This is a genomic window from Streptomyces sp. SID5910, from assembly GCF_009862125.1.
GTDB lineage: Bacteria > Actinomycetota > Actinomycetes > Streptomycetales > Streptomycetaceae > Streptomyces.
The window spans coordinates 1-17,244 of the sequence record NZ_WWHX01000357.1 but is presented as its reverse complement, the minus strand read 5'-3'; the positions used below and the strand labels follow the sequence as shown (position 1 = coordinate 17,244).

General features: G+C 71.6%; 19 protein-coding genes. 7 read left to right on the top strand and 12 right to left on the bottom strand.

What is annotated here, in order from left to right; all coding sequences use genetic code 11:
• The first annotated feature begins 68 nt into the window (after window positions 1-68).
• On the top strand, window positions 69-488 hold the full coding sequence (locus GTW67_RS12195; protein ID WP_161164827.1) for a transcriptional repressor: 420 nt from the start codon (window positions 69-71) through the stop codon (window positions 486-488).
• A gap of 63 nt (window positions 489-551) precedes the next feature.
• Here the strand turns inward: GTW67_RS12195 and GTW67_RS12190 are convergent, their stop codons facing one another.
• The 4 genes from GTW67_RS12190 to GTW67_RS12175 are packed head-to-tail and all read right to left on the bottom strand — an operon-like array spanning window position 552 to window position 2,622.
• Entirely contained in the window at window positions 552-1,403 is an 852-nt protein-coding gene (locus GTW67_RS12190; protein WP_161164826.1) for an isoprenyl transferase, read from the bottom strand.
• Window positions 1,404-1,452: 49 nt separating this feature from the next.
• Window positions 1,453-2,202, bottom strand: coding sequence for a DNA repair protein RecO (gene recO / locus GTW67_RS12185; protein WP_161164825.1), 750 nt, complete (start codon window positions 2,200-2,202; stop codon window positions 1,453-1,455).
• Window positions 2,203-2,224: 22 nt separating this feature from the next.
• Entirely contained in the window at window positions 2,225-2,440 is a 216-nt protein-coding gene (locus GTW67_RS12180) for a hypothetical protein (RefSeq protein WP_161164824.1), read from the bottom strand.
• Entirely contained in the window at window positions 2,437-2,622 is a 186-nt protein-coding gene (locus tag GTW67_RS12175) for a hypothetical protein (RefSeq protein WP_161164823.1), read from the bottom strand. The genes GTW67_RS12180 and GTW67_RS12175 overlap by 4 nt, the downstream gene beginning before the upstream one ends.
• An 80-nt stretch (window positions 2,623-2,702) precedes the next feature.
• Between GTW67_RS12175 and GTW67_RS12170 the strand changes: the two genes are divergently transcribed.
• From GTW67_RS12170 to GTW67_RS12155, 4 genes are all read left to right on the top strand, one after another.
• On the top strand, window positions 2,703-3,533 hold the full coding sequence (locus GTW67_RS12170; protein ID WP_161164822.1) for a helix-turn-helix domain-containing protein: 831 nt from the start codon (window positions 2,703-2,705) through the stop codon (window positions 3,531-3,533).
• Entirely contained in the window at window positions 3,515-3,709 is a 195-nt protein-coding gene (locus GTW67_RS12165; protein ID WP_161164821.1) for a DUF397 domain-containing protein, read from the top strand. Before GTW67_RS12170 ends, GTW67_RS12165 begins: the two co-directional genes overlap by 19 nt.
• 65 nt (window positions 3,710-3,774) lie before the next feature.
• Entirely contained in the window at window positions 3,775-5,268 is a 1,494-nt protein-coding gene (locus tag GTW67_RS12160) for an alpha/beta hydrolase (protein WP_161164820.1), read from the top strand.
• 70 nt (window positions 5,269-5,338) lie between these two features.
• Window positions 5,339-5,761 carry a Rid family hydrolase gene (locus tag GTW67_RS12155; RefSeq protein WP_161164819.1) on the top strand — a complete coding sequence of 141 codons (423 nt, stop codon included), beginning with the start codon at window positions 5,339-5,341 and terminating at the stop codon, window positions 5,759-5,761.
• 19 nt (window positions 5,762-5,780) lie between these two features.
• Here GTW67_RS12155 and GTW67_RS12150 read toward each other — a convergent pair whose 3' ends face one another.
• The 6 genes from GTW67_RS12150 to GTW67_RS12125 form a co-directional block, all read right to left on the bottom strand.
• Window positions 5,781-6,965, bottom strand: a complete 1,185-nt coding sequence (locus GTW67_RS12150; RefSeq protein WP_161164818.1) for a hypothetical protein — start codon at window positions 6,963-6,965, stop codon at window positions 5,781-5,783.
• Window positions 6,966-7,035: 70 nt separating this feature from the next.
• On the bottom strand, window positions 7,036-8,013 hold the full coding sequence (locus GTW67_RS12145) for an SCO2521 family protein (RefSeq protein ID WP_161164817.1): 978 nt from the start codon (window positions 8,011-8,013) through the stop codon (window positions 7,036-7,038).
• 1 nt (window position 8,014) lies between these two features.
• The gene (locus GTW67_RS12140) at window positions 8,015-8,980 is read right to left on the bottom strand and encodes an SCO2522 family protein (protein WP_161164816.1); all 966 of its coding nucleotides are present in this window, start codon (window positions 8,978-8,980) and stop codon (window positions 8,015-8,017) included.
• Window positions 8,977-9,894, bottom strand: coding sequence for an SCO2523 family variant P-loop protein (locus GTW67_RS12135; RefSeq protein WP_161164828.1), 918 nt, complete (start codon window positions 9,892-9,894; stop codon window positions 8,977-8,979). Before GTW67_RS12135 ends, GTW67_RS12140 begins: the two co-directional genes overlap by 4 nt.
• 2 nt (window positions 9,895-9,896) lie before the next feature.
• Complete coding sequence (locus GTW67_RS12130; RefSeq protein ID WP_161164815.1) at window positions 9,897-11,741, bottom strand: SCO2524 family protein; 1,845 nt, start codon at window positions 11,739-11,741, stop codon at window positions 9,897-9,899.
• An 81-nt stretch (window positions 11,742-11,822) separates the two neighbouring features.
• Window positions 11,823-12,572 carry an SCO2525 family SAM-dependent methyltransferase gene (locus GTW67_RS12125; RefSeq protein WP_161164814.1) on the bottom strand — a complete coding sequence of 250 codons (750 nt, stop codon included), beginning with the start codon at window positions 12,570-12,572 and terminating at the stop codon, window positions 11,823-11,825.
• 325 nt (window positions 12,573-12,897) lie between these two features.
• Between GTW67_RS12125 and GTW67_RS12120 the strand changes: the two genes are divergently transcribed.
• Window positions 12,898-13,452, top strand: coding sequence for a GNAT family N-acetyltransferase (locus GTW67_RS12120; protein ID WP_161164813.1), 555 nt, complete (start codon window positions 12,898-12,900; stop codon window positions 13,450-13,452).
• 36 nt (window positions 13,453-13,488) lie between these two features.
• Here GTW67_RS12120 and GTW67_RS12115 read toward each other — a convergent pair whose 3' ends face one another.
• Window positions 13,489-14,184 carry a TerB family tellurite resistance protein gene (locus tag GTW67_RS12115; protein WP_161164812.1) on the bottom strand — a complete coding sequence of 232 codons (696 nt, stop codon included), beginning with the start codon at window positions 14,182-14,184 and terminating at the stop codon, window positions 13,489-13,491.
• A 184-nt stretch (window positions 14,185-14,368) separates the two neighbouring features.
• Window positions 14,369-16,090, bottom strand: coding sequence for a 2-isopropylmalate synthase (gene leuA / locus GTW67_RS12110; RefSeq protein WP_161164811.1), 1,722 nt, complete (start codon window positions 16,088-16,090; stop codon window positions 14,369-14,371).
• Window positions 16,091-16,424: 334 nt separating this feature from the next.
• On the opposite strand from leuA, the gene GTW67_RS12105 reads away from it, so the two are divergent.
• A partial coding sequence (locus GTW67_RS12105; protein WP_161164810.1) for a M4 family metallopeptidase occupies window positions 16,425-17,244 on the top strand: 820 nt, incomplete at its 3' end.

Here is a 17,244-nt window from a genome sequence, read left to right as displayed (position 1 = left end):
GGCGTCTGACCGCTGACGGCCCGGGCTGGCACAATGGCCCCGGCAGTGCAGACGTGAGGAGGCACCCCGTGACGACCGCTGGACCGCCCGTGAAGGGCCGCGCCACCCGGCAGCGGGCCGCCGTGGCGGCGGCCCTCCAGGAGGTCGAGGAGTTCCGCAGCGCGCAGGAACTCCACGACATGCTCAAGCACAAGGGCGACTCGGTGGGACTCACCACGGTCTACCGCACCCTTCAGTCCCTCGCCGACGCCGGCGAGGTCGACGTGCTGCGAACCGCGGAGGGCGAGTCGGTCTACCGCCGCTGCTCCACGGACGACCACCACCATCACCTCGTCTGCCGGGTCTGCGGCAAGGCGGTCGAGGTCGAGGGGCCCGCGGTGGAGAAGTGGGCGGAGGCCGTCGCCGCCGAGCACGGCTACGTGAACGTGGCGCACACCGTGGAGATCTTCGGCACGTGCGCGGACTGCGCGAGTGCCTCCGGCGGCTGAGCCGAGGGGGCCGGGGCGACGCCCCGGGCCCCTTTTTTCGGCCTTACGGCCTCGGCCGTGTCCTCAAGCGCCGGACGGGCTGGATTCTCCGCCCCGGCCCTCCATGGCGAGAAGTTCCTCGTTCGGGATGGCGCCGCCGAAGCGGCGGTCCCGGGAGGCGAACTCCAGGCACGCCCGCCACAGGTCGCGCCGGTCGAAGTCCGGCCACAGCACGTCCTGGAACACCATCTCGGCGTACGCGCTCTGCCACAGCAGGTAGTTCGACGTCCGCTGCTCCCCGCTCGGCCGCAGAAACAGGTCGACGTCCGGCATGTCCGGGTAGTACAGGTACTTCGCCAGCGTCTTCTCGTTGACCTTCGACGGGTCGAGCTTCCCGTCCCGCACGTCCTGCGCGAGGGCCTGCGCCGCGTCGGCGATCTCGGCCCGCCCGCCGTAGTTCATGCAGAAGTACAGCGTGAGCCGGTCGTTGTCCTCGGTCTGCTCCTGGGCGATCTGGAGCTCCTTGGCGACCGACTTCCACAGCTTGGGCATCCGCCCCGCCCAGCGCACCCGCACCCCGAGGCCGTCGAGGGTGTCGCGGGACTTGCGGATGAAGTCGCGGTTGAAGTTCATCAGGAAGCGCACCTCCTCCGGCGAGCGCTTCCAGTTCTCCGTGGAGAAGGCGTACAGCGAGATGTTCCCGACGCCGATCTCGATCGCACCCTGGAGGACGTCCATGACCTGCTCGGCGCCGACCTTGTGCCCCTCGGTGCGCGGCAGCCCGCGCTCCTTGGCCCAGCGCCCGTTGCCGTCCATGACGATCGCCACATGCTCCGGCACCAGCTCGCCGAGCCTCGGGGGCCGCGCGCCGGACGGGTGCGGTTCCGGCGTCCTGTACTCCCGGCGCTGACGCCCCAGGAATCCGCGTACGGCCATGTGTCTCTCGTCTCCTCGTGCTTGCTTTTCTTCGCCTGTGCGCCTGTGCCTAGGACTTCTCGACGTACCGCAGGGAGCGCAGACCGCGCTCCAGGTGCCAGTGCAGGTACGCGGACACCAGCCCGCTCCCCTCCCGGACGTACCGCCCCTCGCAGGCGTCCGCGGTGCCCCAGTCTCCCGTGAGCAGGGCGCCGAGCAGTTCCAGGGCCTGCGGCGAGGGTACGACGCTGCCGGGCACCCGGCAGTCGACGCAGACGGAACCGCCCGATCCGACCGAGAAGAACCGGTTCGGTCCCGGCATGCCGCACTTCGCGCAGTCCCCGAAGGTCGGCGCGTAGCCGTTCACGGCGAGCGAGCGCAGCAGGAACGCGTCGAGGACGAGGTTCGGCGCGTGCTCGCCCCGGGCGAGGGTCCGCAGCGCCCCGACCAGCAGCAGGTACTGCTGCACGGCCGGCTCGCCCTCGTGGTCCGTGAACCGCTCGGCGGTCTCCAGCATGGCCGTCCCGGCGGTGTACCGGCCGTAGTCCGTCACGATCCCGCCGCCGTACGGCGCGATGGTCTCGCTCTGCGTGCACAGCGGGAGCCCGCGCCCGACCAGCTCGCTGTTCTTCGAGAAGAACTGCACGTCGACGTGCGAGAACGGCTCCAGCCGGGCCCCGAACTTCGACTTCGTGCGGCGCACCCCGCGCGCCACGGCGCGTACGCGTCCGTGACCGCGCGTGAGCAAGGTGATGATCCGGTCCGCCTCACCCAGCTTCTGGGTGCGCAGCACGATGCCGTCGTCGCGGAACAGACTCATGGAGCCCATTCTCGCGCATGCCTCAAGGCACCTCGCCACGACTTCGCGCGTTGGTGTACGCCGTCGCCGCGCTGATCCGCTCGGCCGGGGTGGCGTGGCGTACGTCACCCGGCTCGGCATCCCACTCGCGGCCGCCGCCGTACGGGCGCAGCTGGACGTACGGGCCCTCGTGGCCCATGACGATGCCGACCCGCCCGGTGCGGGTGTCGACCGCGTGGGCGCCGATCGCCGGCATCATCGCAGCGCCGCCGCGAGCGGCTGCGCGGTCTCCACGGAGCATCGTCCCAATTCGATGAGCGGACAGGGTGCCTCTCGCGCGAGACTCACCGGGTCGATGCCGAGTGACGGCAGAGTAATTCCCGCCTTCGCGAGTGCCGCGCGCAATTCCTTCACCGTGTCCTCCGCCGTTTCGTTCTTCATGTCCCCAGAATGCCGTGCCGTGACTACACTCGGCGGGAGTACGTGCACTACAAGTAGGGTTCAGTACACGGGGGTTGGTTATGGCCAACGGTTCGCGGCAGGCGGCGTGGGAGTTCTTCGGAACGGAACTCAAACGTCGGCGGGAGGATGCGGGGCTTACCCAAGCCGAGCTGGGGGCGAGGGTATTCGTATCGGGCGGCTACATCGGCCAGTTCGAACAGGCGATTCGCAAACCGCAGTTGGACGTGGCCCAGCGGATTGACGCGGTACTGCAAACCGACGGTATTTTCGAGCGGCTGTGCCGGAAGCTGATTGACGACCCACGGTATGCGGATTACTTCGCGGGGGTCGTGGAGCTGGAGCGCCTGGCCGTGACGATCCTCGACTTCGAGCCGACCGTCGTCCCGGGGCTCCTTCAGACACCTGACTATGCGAGGGCGCTCACCCTGGCCACCCACCCGTTCGCGACCGACGAGTACATCGACGACCGGGTCACCGCCCGTGTGGAGCGGTCACGGATTCTGGACGACGCTACAAGGCCCGAGTATTGGGTGATCGTGCAGGAAGCCGTGCTCCGTGTCGCCGTCGGCGGCCCCCGGGTGATGACACAGGCACTGGAACACCTGGCTGCGCTCGCCCGCCAGCGGAAGGCTCTGCTCCAGGTGTTCCCCTTCTCGGCGGGAGCCCCCGCCAACAACGGCTCGCTGCGGCTCATGGACTTCGAGGACGCGCCACCCACCGCCTACACAGAGACGTCGTTTTCAGGAAGCCTCCTGGACGACCCGGCGGTGGTGAAGCGGGCACGCCGAGCCTACGATTCGCTCAGGGGCGCCGCGCTGTCGCCGGAGGCGTCCCTGGCCCTGATCGAATCGGCGGCGGAGGACTTCAGACGATGCGCGAGTACGACCTGACCAACGCCCGCTGGCGGAAGAGCACCTACAGCAACGGCGACGGCGGCAACTGCGTCGAGGTCGCCGACGGGGTTCCCGGGGTCGTGCCGGTGCGGGACAGCAAGGTGACCGGCGGCCCCGTGGTCGTCGTGGGGGCGTCCGCCTGGGGGGCGTTCGTCAACGGGCTGGTGGGGTAAGCCCCCGGCGTCATCCGGCTGTTGACCGGATGGGTCCCGCCCAGGGAATCCGCGAGGCTCCTCCCATGACGCAGCCCACCCGCACCCTCCGCAACGCCGCTCTCGTCGGCGTGTCCACCGCCCTGCTGGCCGTCACCGCACCCGTGACCGCCTCCGCCTCCGTGAGCCCCTCCGCTTCCCTCGCCTGGACCGCCTGCGAGGGCACCGGACTCGACCCCCGGCAGCAGTGCGCCACCCTCCAGGTGCCCATGGACTACGCCGACCCCGACGGCCCCCGCATCGACATCGCCGTCTCGCGCATCCCGAGCGAGAACCCGGGCGCCCGGCGCGGCACCCTGCTGCTGATCCCCGGAGGGCCGGGCGGCTCCAGCCTGAACGACCCCTCGGGGAAGGGGCAGAAGCTCCCCCAGGACGTCCGGGACGCCTACGACCTCGTCGGCTTCGCCCCGCGCGGCCTCTCCCCCTCCACCCCCGTCGACTGCGGCCTCGACCACGGCGACCTCGCCACCTCCAAGCTCCGCCCCTGGCCCGCGCCCAACGGCTCGGTGGACGCGAACATGGCCACCGCCCGCCGCATGGCCGACGCCTGCGCCACGAACGGCGGCGAACTGATCCGGCACCTCAGCACGGCGAACGAGGCCCGCGACATCGACCGCCTCCGCGCCGCGCTCGGCGAGCGCCGCCTCTCCGCGTGGGGCGTGTCGTACGGGACGTACGTGGGTGCCGTGTACGCGCAACTGTTCCCGCAGCGCACCGACCGCATCGTGCTGGACAGCAACGACGATCCCGACCCCGCCCGCGTGGCCCGCGCCTGGCTGGCCGGGCACGAGCAGGGCGTCGAGGACACCTTCCCCGAGTTCGCCGCGTGGGCCGCGAAGCCCGGCAACCCGGACCGCGTGGCCCGCCGGGCCGCCGACGTACGGCCGCTGTTCCTGCGGCTGGCCGCGCGGCTCGACCGGGAGCCGATCCCCTGGCCCGGCGCCAACCCGGAGGAGCTGAACGGCAACGTCCTGCGCCAGACCATGCTGGACAGCCTCTACTCCCCCAGCCGCTACCCCACCCTCGCGAAGCTGATGCGGGCCGCCGAGCGGGGCACCGTGCCGCCCGCGCCCGCGGCGCCGCCCGACGCCGTGCTTCAGAACGTCGCCGCCGTCGGCGCCGGGACCCTCTGCAACGACGTCGCGTGGCCCACGTCGGCGGCCACCTACCAGAAGGACGTCGCCGAGAGCCGCGCCAAGTACCCGCTCACCGCCGGCATGCCCCGCAACGCGATGCCGTGCGCCGCCTGGCCCTTCCCGCCGCGCGAGGCGCCGGTGCGGATCACCGGCCGGGGGCCGTCGAACGTCCTGCTCGTCCAGAACGAGCGGGACGTCGCGACCCCGCTGAGCGGCGCCCGGAAGCTCCGCGAGGCGTTCGGCCGGCGCGCGGTGATGGTGACCGTCGACTCCACCGGCCACGACGCCTACCTCGCCAACGGCAACGCCTGCGGCGACCGCACGGTCTCGCGTTTCCTCGCGACCGGACAGCGCCCGGCCGGCGACGTGTACTGCCGCCGCTAGAAACCCGGTTGCCGTCCACGGCACATGGCTGCCTATCGTGAGCCCGCTCCGCCCTGCGAAAGGAAAGCCCGTGCCCCGTGCCGTCCAGCTGATCCGCTCCGCGTCCCTCTCCGACGTCGCCGAGTACGCCTACGCGGCCACCGCCCCCGCCGAGTCGCGGCTGATCTTCCTCGCCGGGGCCTGCCCTCTCAACGAGGACGGCTCCACCGCCGCCGTCGGGGATGTCGCCGGGCAGGCCGCCAAGGCCGTGGAGAACCTGCGCACCGCGCTCGCGGACGCCGGCGCCTCACTGCACGACGTCATCAGCACCCGCGTCCTCGTCGCCACCCACCGGCAGGAGGACCTGGTGACGGCCTGGGAGGTCGTCCGGGACGCGTTCGGCGACCACGACGTGCCCAGCACCCTGATGGGTGTGACCGTGCTCGGCTACCACGACCAGCTCGTGGAGATCGAGGCCGTCGCGGCCGTCCTCGACGCGCCCCCGGCAGGCTGACCCGCCGCACCCGGCACGGTCAGGCCCGGTCGACCATCCAGTTGCCGTCCTCCTCGGCGTCGACCCGCACCTCCAGCTCGCGCAGGCTCATGCTCGCCTCCCACAGCTCCCTGAACCGCTTCATCCGGTCCCGTACGTGGTCCTGGCGGGCGATGAGCCGGGTCCTGACGTTGACGTCGCGCAGATCCTGCTCGATCTCGAAGGAGACCTCCTCGTCGAAGACGATGAAGTCGTTGGTGGTGCCGCGCTGGAGGTGCGGGGGCAGCTCCGGCAGGACCGCCGCCCGGGTCTCGATGTGCCGCAGTTCCTGCTCCTCGCACAGCCGCAGCAGCCGGTCGTCCAGCTCGCGGGCGCTCTCCAGCAGGAACAGCCGGCGCACCGTCACGCCCTGTTCGTCGACCGCGTCCTGCTGGGCCTCCAGATAGCGGCTGGCGGGCTCGCTGTTCCAGAACTCCCGGTCGACGGAGGTGCTGGTGGCGCAGATGGCCTGCTCGGCGGCGCGGGTGAGGGCGAGCATCCAGTCGTGGTTCTCGCCGGGGCACTCCGCGGTCAGGTTGGTGAGGTCCGCCATGTAGCCGACGACCCGCGTCATCTCCAGGCGGACGAAGGTGTAGAGGATCGAGGGTCCGGGCGAGAGGACCTCGGCGAAGCTCTTGGCCAGTTCCGGCACGCCCTCGATGCGGGCCCGGTCGAGCGGCGGGTAGGGCCGCTCGGTGCTGTGGCCGGCCTGGTCGAGATGGTTCTCGACGAGCTGCTTCACGTCCTCCGTGTGCCGGACCAGGCCGGTCCGCAGCTCGTCGTCGTACTGGTTCAGACCGTCGCGGACGGCGGCGGCGTGCTCGGCCAGCGCGCTCTCCACCCTGCGGGTGTGTTCCTCCACCCGCCGGGTGTGCTCCTCCACGCGCTGGTCCCGGCTGTGCAGGCCAGCCGTGCGCAGTTCCTCGGCCCGCCGGTCCAGGCCGTGGACGTACTGCACGAGCACCGCGGCGACGGCGCACAGCGCGGCCGTCGCGAACTGCCGCGGCACGCCGCTGTCCGGGCTCAGCAGTGCGGTGACGCTCCAGGCCAGGGCGCCGATGACCAGGCCGGTCAACAGGCGGCGCGGCCATGGGGACTCGCCGGTCAGGCCCGCGGTCGCCGGGCCGCTCGTACGGCCGGGCGGAGCGGCCCTCTCGTCGGGCTGGGGTGACTGTGCCGTGCTCATCTCGCTTCTCCCCCCGTTGGGATACGCGTCGGATCGGGGTGCGGGGATGTGCGTGGGTCGTGCCGTCCGCTCAGGACGCCGGCTCCACCTCCCGGTGCGCCGAGGGGATCGCGTGCAGCGCGAGCTGGTCGCGGATGCGCTGCACCAGCGTCCGCCACTGGCGGGTGAAGCCGGGCCGCTCCTCCAGGGGGTCCCACAGCGCGGCCAGTTCCTGCGGCACCCGGGCGCGCGGCATCCACAGGTGCAGCAGGTGGTTGACGGCCGGGCGCAGTGCCTCCACGACGGTGGAGCCGTGTTCCGGGCCGGCGCCCAGGCGGATGCCGTCGAGCATGCGGACCAGGGTGGTGAGCAGCCAGTCGTGCAGGGCGAGGTCGTCGCACAGGCCGGCGAGGTCGCCGCCTGCGGTGTCCTCGGGCACCCGCAGCAGCACGGTGCGCAGTTCGTCCTCGGCGAGCGTGAACCGTTCGATCGTCGGGCCCTCGCCCGGCGCCGCGGGCAGGGCCGCCCAGCGCAGCCGGGTGGGGCGGGACCGCAGGGGCGGCCGGTGGTCGAGGAGGGGGTGGCGCAGCAGCCGGGTGACCAGTCCGTCGGCGATCAGCCCGACGTCGAGGTCGCCGTGCCGTCCGCCGCCGAGCACGCCCTGCGCGACCGCCTCGCGGGGCAGCCGGCCGAGCGGCTCGACCACGCCGGGCCGCACCAGGTAGTGGCCCCACGGCCGGCGCTGGTCGGGGCCGGCGGCGGGGACCCGGAAGTGGGCGGAGGCCTGGAGGACGCGGCCCTCGGTGAGCGCGGCCCGCGCGACGACCGTGCCGACCCCGCGGATCCGGGCGCCGTTGGCGCTGGGGAGGTGGCAGTCGACGCCGGTGAGGGTGTCGGGGGAACGCGCGTAGAGGTTGGGGCGCTCGGAGAGCAGGACCCGTTCGTCCGCGCGCAGGCCCAGGAGCTGGGCGGCGGCGCGGATGTCGAGGGCCTGCCGGGTGGGCAGCAGGCAGGTGCGGACCTCTCCGCAGGCGAGCACGGAGACCGGCGCGTTCTCCCGCGGCGCCATGTCAGAGCCCCGCGTAGAAGACGTAGGAGATGCGGTCGGCGACCGAGTCGGGGACGGCCGTCCGCTCGCCGGCGGACCGCTTGGCGACCTGGTCCAGGGCGTGCGGGTCGACCTCGATCTGGTCGAGGATCACGCGGACGGCGTGCTCGACGGGCAGGAAGCGGGTCGGCAGCACCGAGCAGGTCCGGTAGGCGGCGAACGGGTCCGCCCGCGGGTTGAGCCTGAGCAGCGAGGGCAGTTCGTCCCAGTCGTCGGGGAAGCCGGAGGCGGTGTGCTGCTGCGGTACGAGAACGGCCTCGCCCTGGTTGCGCAGCAGGCCGAGGCGGGCGAGCTGCCACACCGCGGCGAGGAACGGGCAGGACCAGGTGCGCCGCCCCTCCGCGTCGTCGCTCCACAGCTCGACGTCCAGGAACACGGAGTGGCGGCGGGCCGCGGTCTCCCGGGGCGGCTGCCAGGCGGCGGCGCGTTTCATCGCCTGCGGGGCGCGGGCGACGGGGCTGCGCTCGCCGTTGGCCAGCCAGCCGGTCTGCGCGGCGGGCGGCCGCATGCCGTAGCTGCCGGGCGGCGGCGACTCCACGATGCGCCCGGCCACCGCCTCGGCGACGGGCACCTTGCCGGTGACGGCGCAGCCGGACTCGCGGGCGAGGTAGTCGACGGTCAGCCCGGCCCGCTCGGCCTCCGCCAGCAGCATCGGGACGACCTCGGCGGGGGTGGAGAACCGCGTGAAGTAGTCGTCGATGAGGAAGCAGGTGCTGATCCGCGCGCGCTTGCCGCCGATACGGGCCCCGGCGGCGGCGCGGGCGGCCTCCACCCAGGGGCGTACCTCGGCGAAGTGCTCCCGCAGCCGCTCGGGCCCGGCCTCGAAGTCCTCCATGTAGAGGTGGCCCAGTTCCAGCGAGAGATGGGCCAGCGGCACCGCCTCGGTACGCGGCTCGGCGGCGGTCTCACGGAACCCGGTCTCCGTCACGGCCGCCCCCAGTGGGTGTCGTCCGTCAGCCGCCGCGCGATCTCCTCCAGCGCCTCCAGGGTCTCCTTGTTGGCGATCTGGGTGGAGAGCACGTCCTCCTCGGTGATCAGCTGCTCGCGCCACTGGAGTATGGGCTCCAGCGGCACGATGCCGAGGACGACGCTGTCGCCGATGCGGTGCTCGGCGGCCAGCCGGCGCAGCGCCTCGTCGCAGGCCTGCATCCAGGCGGCCTGCGCGGGCGAACCCTGCGACCACAGCGGTGACTCGGGGTCGGGCACGGCGGCCCGGACGAAGCGGATGGCGGCGCGCAGCGCCTCCTCGTCGTGGCCGCGTTCGACGCCGCCGCGGATGATGCCGTGCTCGCCGTGGACCAGCCCGGAGGCGGCGATCACGTGCTGGCGGGTCCAGCGGTGGAAGACCAGCCAGCGGAAGGGGACGAACTGCATCCGGGGGTGGGCGGTCGCCGCGAGGACCATGTCGACGGCGTAGCTGCGGCCGGCGCTGAGGTCCACGACGATCAGGTCGAACTCGCCGTTGAGGCGCAGCAGCAGGTCGACGCAGCGTTCGAGGGCGTCCTCGCCGGTGGCGAACTCGCCGCCGCCCGCGTCGCCCGGGAACAGGACCAGCCGGCCGGACTGGTTGGGGCGGGAGCGCAGCAGGGGGTGCTCGGTCTGCCGCCAGACGTCGATGCTGACGGGATCGGCGGTCTCGCCCTCCAGGTAGGAGTGGAGGCCGCGTTCCTCGGTGCCGCGCATGGCGCCGGGCACGTCGAAGACGGCGGGGGCCGTGGGCGAGCCGAAGTCGAAGTCCACGTAGGCCACGTGGTCGCCGGTGAGGGCGCGCTGGTAGGCCAGGTTGGCGCTGGTCACCGAGCGGCCGGTGCCTCCCTTGTCGGAGGCGGCGAAGACGAGCACGCTCACACCTCCTGTGCGGCGGCGCCCCTGGCCTGGGCCAGGGTGTCGAGTTCCTGAAGGACGGGCAGGGCGAGCGCGAAGGCGGTGGCGGGCCGGTCGTCGATCAGGCTGCGGGCGTGGTCGAGGCGGCTCTCGATGCTCCGCATCGCCCTGGCTCTGGCTCCGTCGCCGGCGGCGGACGCCTCCAGCTGTTCCTTGCCGAACAGATGGGTGGCCTCACTGAGCAGTTCCCGGGCCAGTTCGGCGAGTTCGGGGCTGCGGATGGGCTGCTGCTCGTACAGGTTGCGGGCGGCGACGAGGCATTCGGTGACGCGCTCGGTGATGCTCCAGGACATGCGCAGCTCGGCGTCGTGCGCGTCGGGGTAGACGGCCCGGACGTTGTCCCAGAGGCCGGCGCCGTCGTCGTCCTCTATCCGCCGGCTCCACAGGTGTTCGAAGGTCTGCTCGGCGAGGCGGAGCAGCCGGTCCTGGGCGCCGATGTTCCGGGAGAGTTCGGCGAGCTGGATGATCCGCTTGAGGAGCTGGGCGGAGAAGTCGGTCATCCGCCACAGCAGGAGCTGGCCGGAGCGCTCGGATCCGGCGAGCGGCATGGTGACGCCGGGGTTGTGCAGCCTGATGGTGGGGTCGTCCCGGGTCATCCGGCTGGAGACGCGGCCGCGGTCCGCGAGGCGTTCCATGATGGCGACGGTGCGGGTCAGGTCGTCGTCGGTGGCCTTCCGGCGGACCAGGTCGTGCACGAGGATGGCGGCGACGGTGAGGGAGAAGTACTCGGACTCCAGCCTCAGGCCGGTGGTCTGCCACGGCAGGTCCTCCAGCGGCCAGCGCTCGGAGCCGAAGCGGGCGATGGCCGACCAGTACTGCTGGCTGAGTTCCCAACGCAGGCGCAGTGCCTCGGCGAGCTTCTGCTGGTCGGCGTCGAGCAGTCCGAGGGTGAGGGTGCGCTCGGAGAACAGGTCCTGGATGCCGTCGAGGGCGACGACGGTGAAGTACACGTAGGGCAGCCGGTCGGCGATGCCGTCGGGCTGGCCGGCCACCTGCACGTCCAGGTCGGTGACCTGGGGCGCGTCCTGGACGATGCCCCAGGCCCAGCCGCACTCGAAGAGCTGGCTCTCGTCCCGGATGCCCTCGTCGAACTGGATGCCGCGGGTGAGGCTCTCGATGATGGTGGCGCGCAGGGGGCGTAACCTCCGCGAGAACTGCTGGAGGGCGATCCGGTCGGACTGCTTGCCCTGGCCGATGACCTGGATCAGTCTGCGGCCCTGTTCGGACTCGGCGTCGAAGACGTTGACCGTGAAGGAGCGCAGCAGGCTGATCATGGCGGAGGTCAGCCGGGCGTTCGTGGCCTCGCGCAGCTCGGCGATCGCCCTGAGGACCTCGGGGCGGGTGGTGGTCGTCTCGTAGACCTTGAGGTATCCGAGGGTGGCCAGGGAGAGCGTGACGGACATGGAGTAGGAGTCCACCACGCCCAGTTGGCCCTGCTCGTGGGTGATCTGCCCCTGGGTGTCGGCCGGTTTGAAGTAGTGCCCGCCGGCGAAGGTGGGGCTGTCGTCGGGCCCGGTGTGGGTGCGCATGAACTGGGTGAGCGCGGTGATCAGGTTGGCGGGGATCTCCAGCCGGGTGCCGACCCGCTCCAGGGCGCGCAGCACGTCCCGTTCGGTGGTGTCGGGGCGGTCCAGGCGGAAGGCGGGGACCTCGGTCGCCGGATACAGCAGGCACAGCAGCCGCTCGGCGTCCGCGACGCTGCTCAGCCCGTCGGTCGGCCCCTGGACCAGCTTCCCGTCGTCGAACGAGTGGCGGGCCATGGCCTGCCAGATGTCCAGCAGATGCTGGCGTGGCTTGATCTGCATCCCCGTATACCCCTCGTACAGATCTCGTTGCCCTGGGTCTGAGCGCCTGTCCGGACACGCGCTCAGACATGGTCCCCGTTCTCAGGGGGCGGCAATCTCCGCGTTCCGCTGCCCCAGGGCGAGGAGGATTCCCTCGTGTCCCGGGCGCACCACGTGGTGCAGGTCGTGGATCTCCAGCTCCTTGCAGAAGGGGCCCAGGGCCTCCCTGGCCCGGTCCTCGTTCACCCGGTAGGCCGGGTACTGGTGGTCTCCGACCTGGTAGCCGACGGACTCCTTCATGAAGGCGGCGGCGAAGGGCGCTCCCTCGTTCAGCGCGTTCATGAAGCACCGCACGCCCCGCTGGAACTCCTCGGGGCACTCGGACATGGAGTCGGCGACGAAGAACATCGTGCCGAGCTCCCAGCGGCGCTGGCCGTCGAGGTCGAAGAGGTTGCCGCGCTCCACGCGGACGATCTCGCTGAACCGGGCCCTCGGCTCCAGGTCACGGTAGGCGGGGGCCTCGCGGAGCTCTTCCCAGAAGGCGTCCCAGGCCGTGTCGTACCCCTGGTCGCGGGCCTGCCGCTTCAGGTACTCGACGTTCGGGCCGGCGTATTCGAGGAGGAGGACCTTCTCGCACCAGGGCAGCATCGACAGGGCGGGGTAGAGGTTCGCACCGGCACCGACGTCGACGCCCCGGACGGAGTCCGGTACGGCCCCGGCGAAGCAGCGGCTGAAGTGGTCGCGCATGAGGCGCACGATCAGCCGGTCGACTTCGAGCGGGGTCCGGTAATTGTTGTCGACATACACCTCGGGATCGAATTTCGACCAAGGCGCGTCGGCATTGCGATCCATAGTCACCCTGCCGCGTTCCGTTCGCTTGTGGACAGAACCGCGCGCCCGCGCACGGGTCCTGTGGACGCCGACCGGTGAAGAGGCGTCTCCTTGTTCGCAAGATAGGACGTCACGGCACATCCGGACAGCCGGGAACCCGCCAGTCCTCATCCCCCGGGCGCACGTCAGGCGCACCGTTGCACACCCTAACTCTCCCTTGCACAGCGGGAGTTGGGCGCTCACTCTAGCCAGAAGGAGCACCGGCCGCCAGCGGGACCCCTCATTCCATCGAGTGTGGCGCCGGTGTCCGCCCTGTTGACGTCCGCACATCCTGACTGGGGGTGGCATGACCGCCGAACCACTGGAACGCGCCCTGGACCGCCACGAGCAGCTCACGCGGCGGGGGCCGTTCCCGGACGCCCTGCCCCCTGTCCTGCGGACGGCGCGGGAGTCCGACCTGCCTGAGCTGCGACGACTCGACGAGGAGGTCTTCCAGGAGGTCGCCTATCCGGGCTTCCTGCTGCGCCAGCTCTTCGACATGTACGCCGAGCACTTCCTGGTCCTCGACGGCGGCGGGGGCCGGCTGCGCGGCTATGTGCTGGCCGCCACGACCACGCCCGCGCTCGGCCGGGACAGCTGGATCCTCGGTCTGTGCGTGACCCGGGACCGCCGCCGGCACGGTCTTGGCCGGGAACTGATGACGGAGATCCTGGCGCGGCTGCGCCGGGACGGCGTCGAGCGGGTCCGCCTCACCGTGGAGCCCGCCAACGACGCCGCGATCCTGCTCTACCGCTCCCTCGGCTTCGACCCCGAGGGACCCGAGGCCGGGCTGCGCCGGGACTACTTCGGTCCCGGCATGGACCGGCACGTGCTGCGCCTGGACCTCACCGGGGGCCGCTGAACGGCGCCAGAAAGGCGTGCGCCGGGAAGGCGCGCGTCAGGAAGGGGTGCCCGCCGACTCCAGCAGCCGGGTCACGTCGGCCGAGCCGAGGGTCAGGGCCGCGCCGACCGTGGCCAGGGTGTCGCGTTCGGCGGGGGTGTAGGGGCCGTCGGCCAGGGCGATGCGGGCACCCTGGAGCAGGATCGACTCGCGGCCGACGGCGGCGAGGTGCGGGGCCAGCGGGTCCAGCGCCTCGTGCAGCTCTATGGCCAGGCCCGGCACGCAGGGCTCGTCGCGCACCCGCCCGGTGTCGGCCTCCAGCGCCTCGACCAGCGCGCCGAGCTGGGCCTCGGTGCAGTCCTCGAAGCCGGCCGCGCGCACCGCGACGGCCGCGGTCTCCAGGGACGTACGGGAGCAGGCGCCGCCCGCGGCGAGCACCGCGAGGGCGACGGTGTGGACGGCGTCGCGGAGCATCGCGGAGAAGCGGGTGGTGGTCGGGTGATCGAGGACGTCGGTGCCGTAGTGGCGGCGGCAGGCCGCGCACTCCACGGTCGGCGCGGACTCGCCGCGCGGCAGCACGGGCACGCCGAGCAGGGTGAAGCGGCGGCGGCCGGTGAGGCGCTGGTAGTTGCGGTCGCCCCCGCAGCCGGGGCAGAAGAACTCGCCGTCGCCGACGGGTGTCCACGCGGTGCGCGTGCCCACGATGCGCGGCAGCCGGGCAGCTCGGTCGTCTCGTCCCCGTCCAGGCAGCACGTCGCACCTCCGTAACCGCGCGGCAACATCGCCGCGCTGGCGTGATGTTAGCCACATCACCGACGCGGAGTCAGTACCCCGGACGAGACCTTTCCGTGACCTCGGCGTGGAGATGGCCGGTATACGACGGGGCCCCGCCCGCCATTTTCCGGCGAGCGGGGCCCCAAACCGCTGATTCGGCTGGTCAGCGAGCCGCGCGGTTGACGGCGGAGACGACCGCCTTCAGCGAGGCGCGCGTGGTGTTCGCGTCGATTCCGATGCCCCACAGCACCTTGTCGCCGATGGCGCACTCGATGTACGAGGCGGCCTGCGCGGAGGCGCCCTCGCTCATCGTGTGCTCCTGGTAGTCCAGCAGGCGTACGTCGATGCCGACGCCCTGGAGCGCGTGGAAGAACGCCGAGATCGGGCCGTTGCCGGTGCCGACCAGGGTGGTCTCCTCGCCGTCGACCGTGGCCTCGACGGTGAGGGTGTCGATGCCGTCGCGGTCGGTCGTGGTCTGGCCGTTCCTGACCTGGATGCGGCCCCAGGGGTTCTCCGGGTTGGGCAGGTACTCGTCCTGGAAGACGTCCCAGATCGCGGTCGGCGTGATCTCGCCGCCCTCGGCGTCCGTCTTGGCCTGGATGATCTTCGAGAACTCGATCTGCATCCGGCGGGGCAGGTCCAGCTTGTGGTCGTTCTTCAGGACGTAGGCGATGCCGCCCTTGCCGGACTGCGAGTTGACGCGGATGACGGCCTCGTAGGAGCGGCCGACGTCCTTGGGGTCGATGGGCAGGTACGGCACGGCCCACTCGATGTCGTCGACGGTGACCCCGCGCGCCGCCGCGTCGGCCTCCATCGCGTCGAAGCCCTTCTTGATGGCGTCCTGGTGGGAGCCGGAGAAGGACGTGTAGACCAGGTCGCCCGCGTAGGGGTGGCGCGGGTGGACCTCCATCTGGTTGCAGTACTCCCACGTGCGACGGATCTCGTCGATGTCGGAGAAGTCGATCTGCGGGTCGACGCCCTGCGAGAACAGGTTCATGCCCAGGGTGACCAGGTCGACGTTGCCGGTGCGCTCGCCCTGTCCGAACAGGCAGCCCTCGACACGGTCGGCGCCGGCCATCAGCGCCAGCTCGGCCGCCGCGACCGCCGTGCCGCGGTCGTTGTGCGGGTGGACGGACAGGCAGACGTACTCGCGGCGGGACAGGTTGCGGCCCATCCACTCGAAGCGGTCCGCGTGCGTGGACGGCGTCGAACGCTCCACCGTGGCGGGCAGGTTGAGGATGATCTCGCGGCCGGGGCCGGGCTGGTAGGTGTCCATCACCGCCTCGCAGACCTCCAGGGCGAAGTCCAGCTCGGTGTCGGTGAAGATCTCGGGGCTGTACTGGTAGCCGAACTCGGTCTCGGGACCCAGCAGCTTCTCGGCGTACTCCATGACCAGGCGGGTGCCGTCGACGGCGATCTGCTTGATGTCGTCCCTGGAGCCGCGGAAGACGACCCGGCGGAAGACGGGCGCGGTCGCGTTGTACAGGTGGACGGTGGCCCTCTTGGCGCCCTTCAGGGACTCCACCGTGCGCTCGATCAGGTCCTCGCGGGCCTGGGTCAGCACGGAGATGGTCACGTCGTCCGGGATGGCGTCCGGGTCCTCGATGATCGAGCGTACGAAGTCGAAGTCGGTCTGGCCGGAGGCCGGGAAGCCGACCTCGATCTCCTTGTAGCCCATCTTGACCAGCAGGTCGAACATCGCGCGCTTGCGGGCGGGCGACATGGGGTCGATCAGCGCCTGGTTGCCGTCGCGCAGGTCGGTCGAGAGCCAGCGGGGGGCGGCGGTGATGCGCCGGTCCGGCCAGGTGCGGTCGGGGATGCCGACCTGCTCGTAGCCGCGGTACTTGGTGGTCGGCATGGGGCTGGGCTGCTGGCGGTTGGCCATGATCGCGTGGGCTCCTCGTGATGTCCGCGGTGTCCGCGTGTCCGGAAGGACGGCCGACGCGCAACACCAAGCACCGCGGGGAGGGAGTCGGCCTCTTACAGGCCCTCGCCGCGGCAGCTAAGGAGGAGCAGCCCGAAACGCATGATGCCCAGCACCCTAGCCGAGCCACGCCGGTCACGCGGGCCCGTATCAGTATGCGGGATCACGGAGGGAACCGGGACAAAGAGTGCCGTATACCACTTCAAGCTGGTCATCGGGCGCTCTTGGCACCTCATTCCACCGATCATGGTTGCGGGTAGTGACAGGACGGTCACGCAGTGCGAGGGTTCCGGGCATGACGACCAACGGGGGCTTCGAGCCCGTCTTCTGCACCATCGTGCCGCCCCACGTCCTCGACAAGCTCGCCCGCAGCGAGGACCCCGTGCTCGCCGGGCCCGCGCGCCGCACCATCCAGCGCGACGCCGCCGAGCGCACCCGCCGCGGACTGACCACCGTCGTCGGCGCCCCCACCGTGGCCCCACGCGCCGGCGCCGAGGCCGGCAAGCCGCACCGCACGATCTACGACGCCCGGCACGGCACCGACCTGCCCGGCCGCAAGGTGCGCGGCGAGGGCGACGAGCCCGGCCAGGACGCCACCGTCAACCGCGCCTACGCGGGGCTCGGCGCCACCTTCGAGCTGTTCCTGACGGCGTACCGGCGCGACTCCATCGACGGCGCCGGACTGCCGCTGGACGCGACCGTGCACTACGACCGCGAGTACAACAACGCCTTCTGGGACGGCGAGCAGATGGTCTTCGGCGACGGGGACGGGGAGATCTTCCTCGACTTCACCATCCCCGTGGACGTGATCGGCCACGAGCTGGCCCACGGCGTCACCCAGCACACCGCCAACCTGACGTACTTCGGCCAGCCGGGCGCGCTGAACGAGTCGGTGTCGGACGTCTTCGGCTCCCTCATCAAGCAGTACTCGCTCGGCCAGAGCGCCGCCGAGGCCGACTGGCTGATCGGCGCCGGCCTGCTCGCCCCGCGCGTGACGGGTGAGGCGCTGCGCTCGATGAAGGCGCCGGGCACGGCGTACGACGACGACGTCCTCGGCAAGGACCCGCAGCCCGCCACGATGGACGAGTACGTGCGCACCGGCCGCGACAACGGCA

Coding starts and splice junctions, on each gene's coding strand:
- GTW67_RS12165 (WP_161164821.1), top strand. CDS start 3,515: ATGCGCGAGTACGACCTGACCAACGCCCGCTGGCGGAAGAGCACCTAC.
- GTW67_RS12145 (WP_161164817.1), bottom strand. CDS start 8,013: ATGGCGCCGCGGGAGAACGCGCCGGTCTCCGTGCTCGCCTGCGGAGAG.
- GTW67_RS12125 (WP_161164814.1), bottom strand. CDS start 12,572: ATGGATCGCAATGCCGACGCGCCTTGGTCGAAATTCGATCCCGAGGTG.
- GTW67_RS12175 (WP_161164823.1), bottom strand. CDS start 2,622: ATGAAGAACGAAACGGCGGAGGACACGGTGAAGGAATTGCGCGCGGCA.
- GTW67_RS12160 (WP_161164820.1), top strand. CDS start 3,775: ATGACGCAGCCCACCCGCACCCTCCGCAACGCCGCTCTCGTCGGCGTG.
- GTW67_RS12120 (WP_161164813.1), top strand. CDS start 12,898: ATGACCGCCGAACCACTGGAACGCGCCCTGGACCGCCACGAGCAGCTC.
- GTW67_RS12170 (WP_161164822.1), top strand. CDS start 2,703: ATGGCCAACGGTTCGCGGCAGGCGGCGTGGGAGTTCTTCGGAACGGAA.
- GTW67_RS12130 (WP_161164815.1), bottom strand. CDS start 11,741: ATGCAGATCAAGCCACGCCAGCATCTGCTGGACATCTGGCAGGCCATG.
- GTW67_RS12190 (WP_161164826.1), bottom strand. CDS start 1,403: ATGGCCGTACGCGGATTCCTGGGGCGTCAGCGCCGGGAGTACAGGACG.
- leuA (WP_161164811.1), bottom strand. CDS start 16,090: ATGGCCAACCGCCAGCAGCCCAGCCCCATGCCGACCACCAAGTACCGC.
- GTW67_RS12180 (WP_161164824.1), bottom strand. CDS start 2,440: ATGATGCCGGCGATCGGCGCCCACGCGGTCGACACCCGCACCGGGCGG.
- GTW67_RS12150 (WP_161164818.1), bottom strand. CDS start 6,965: ATGAGCACGGCACAGTCACCCCAGCCCGACGAGAGGGCCGCTCCGCCC.
- recO (WP_161164825.1), bottom strand. CDS start 2,202: ATGAGTCTGTTCCGCGACGACGGCATCGTGCTGCGCACCCAGAAGCTG.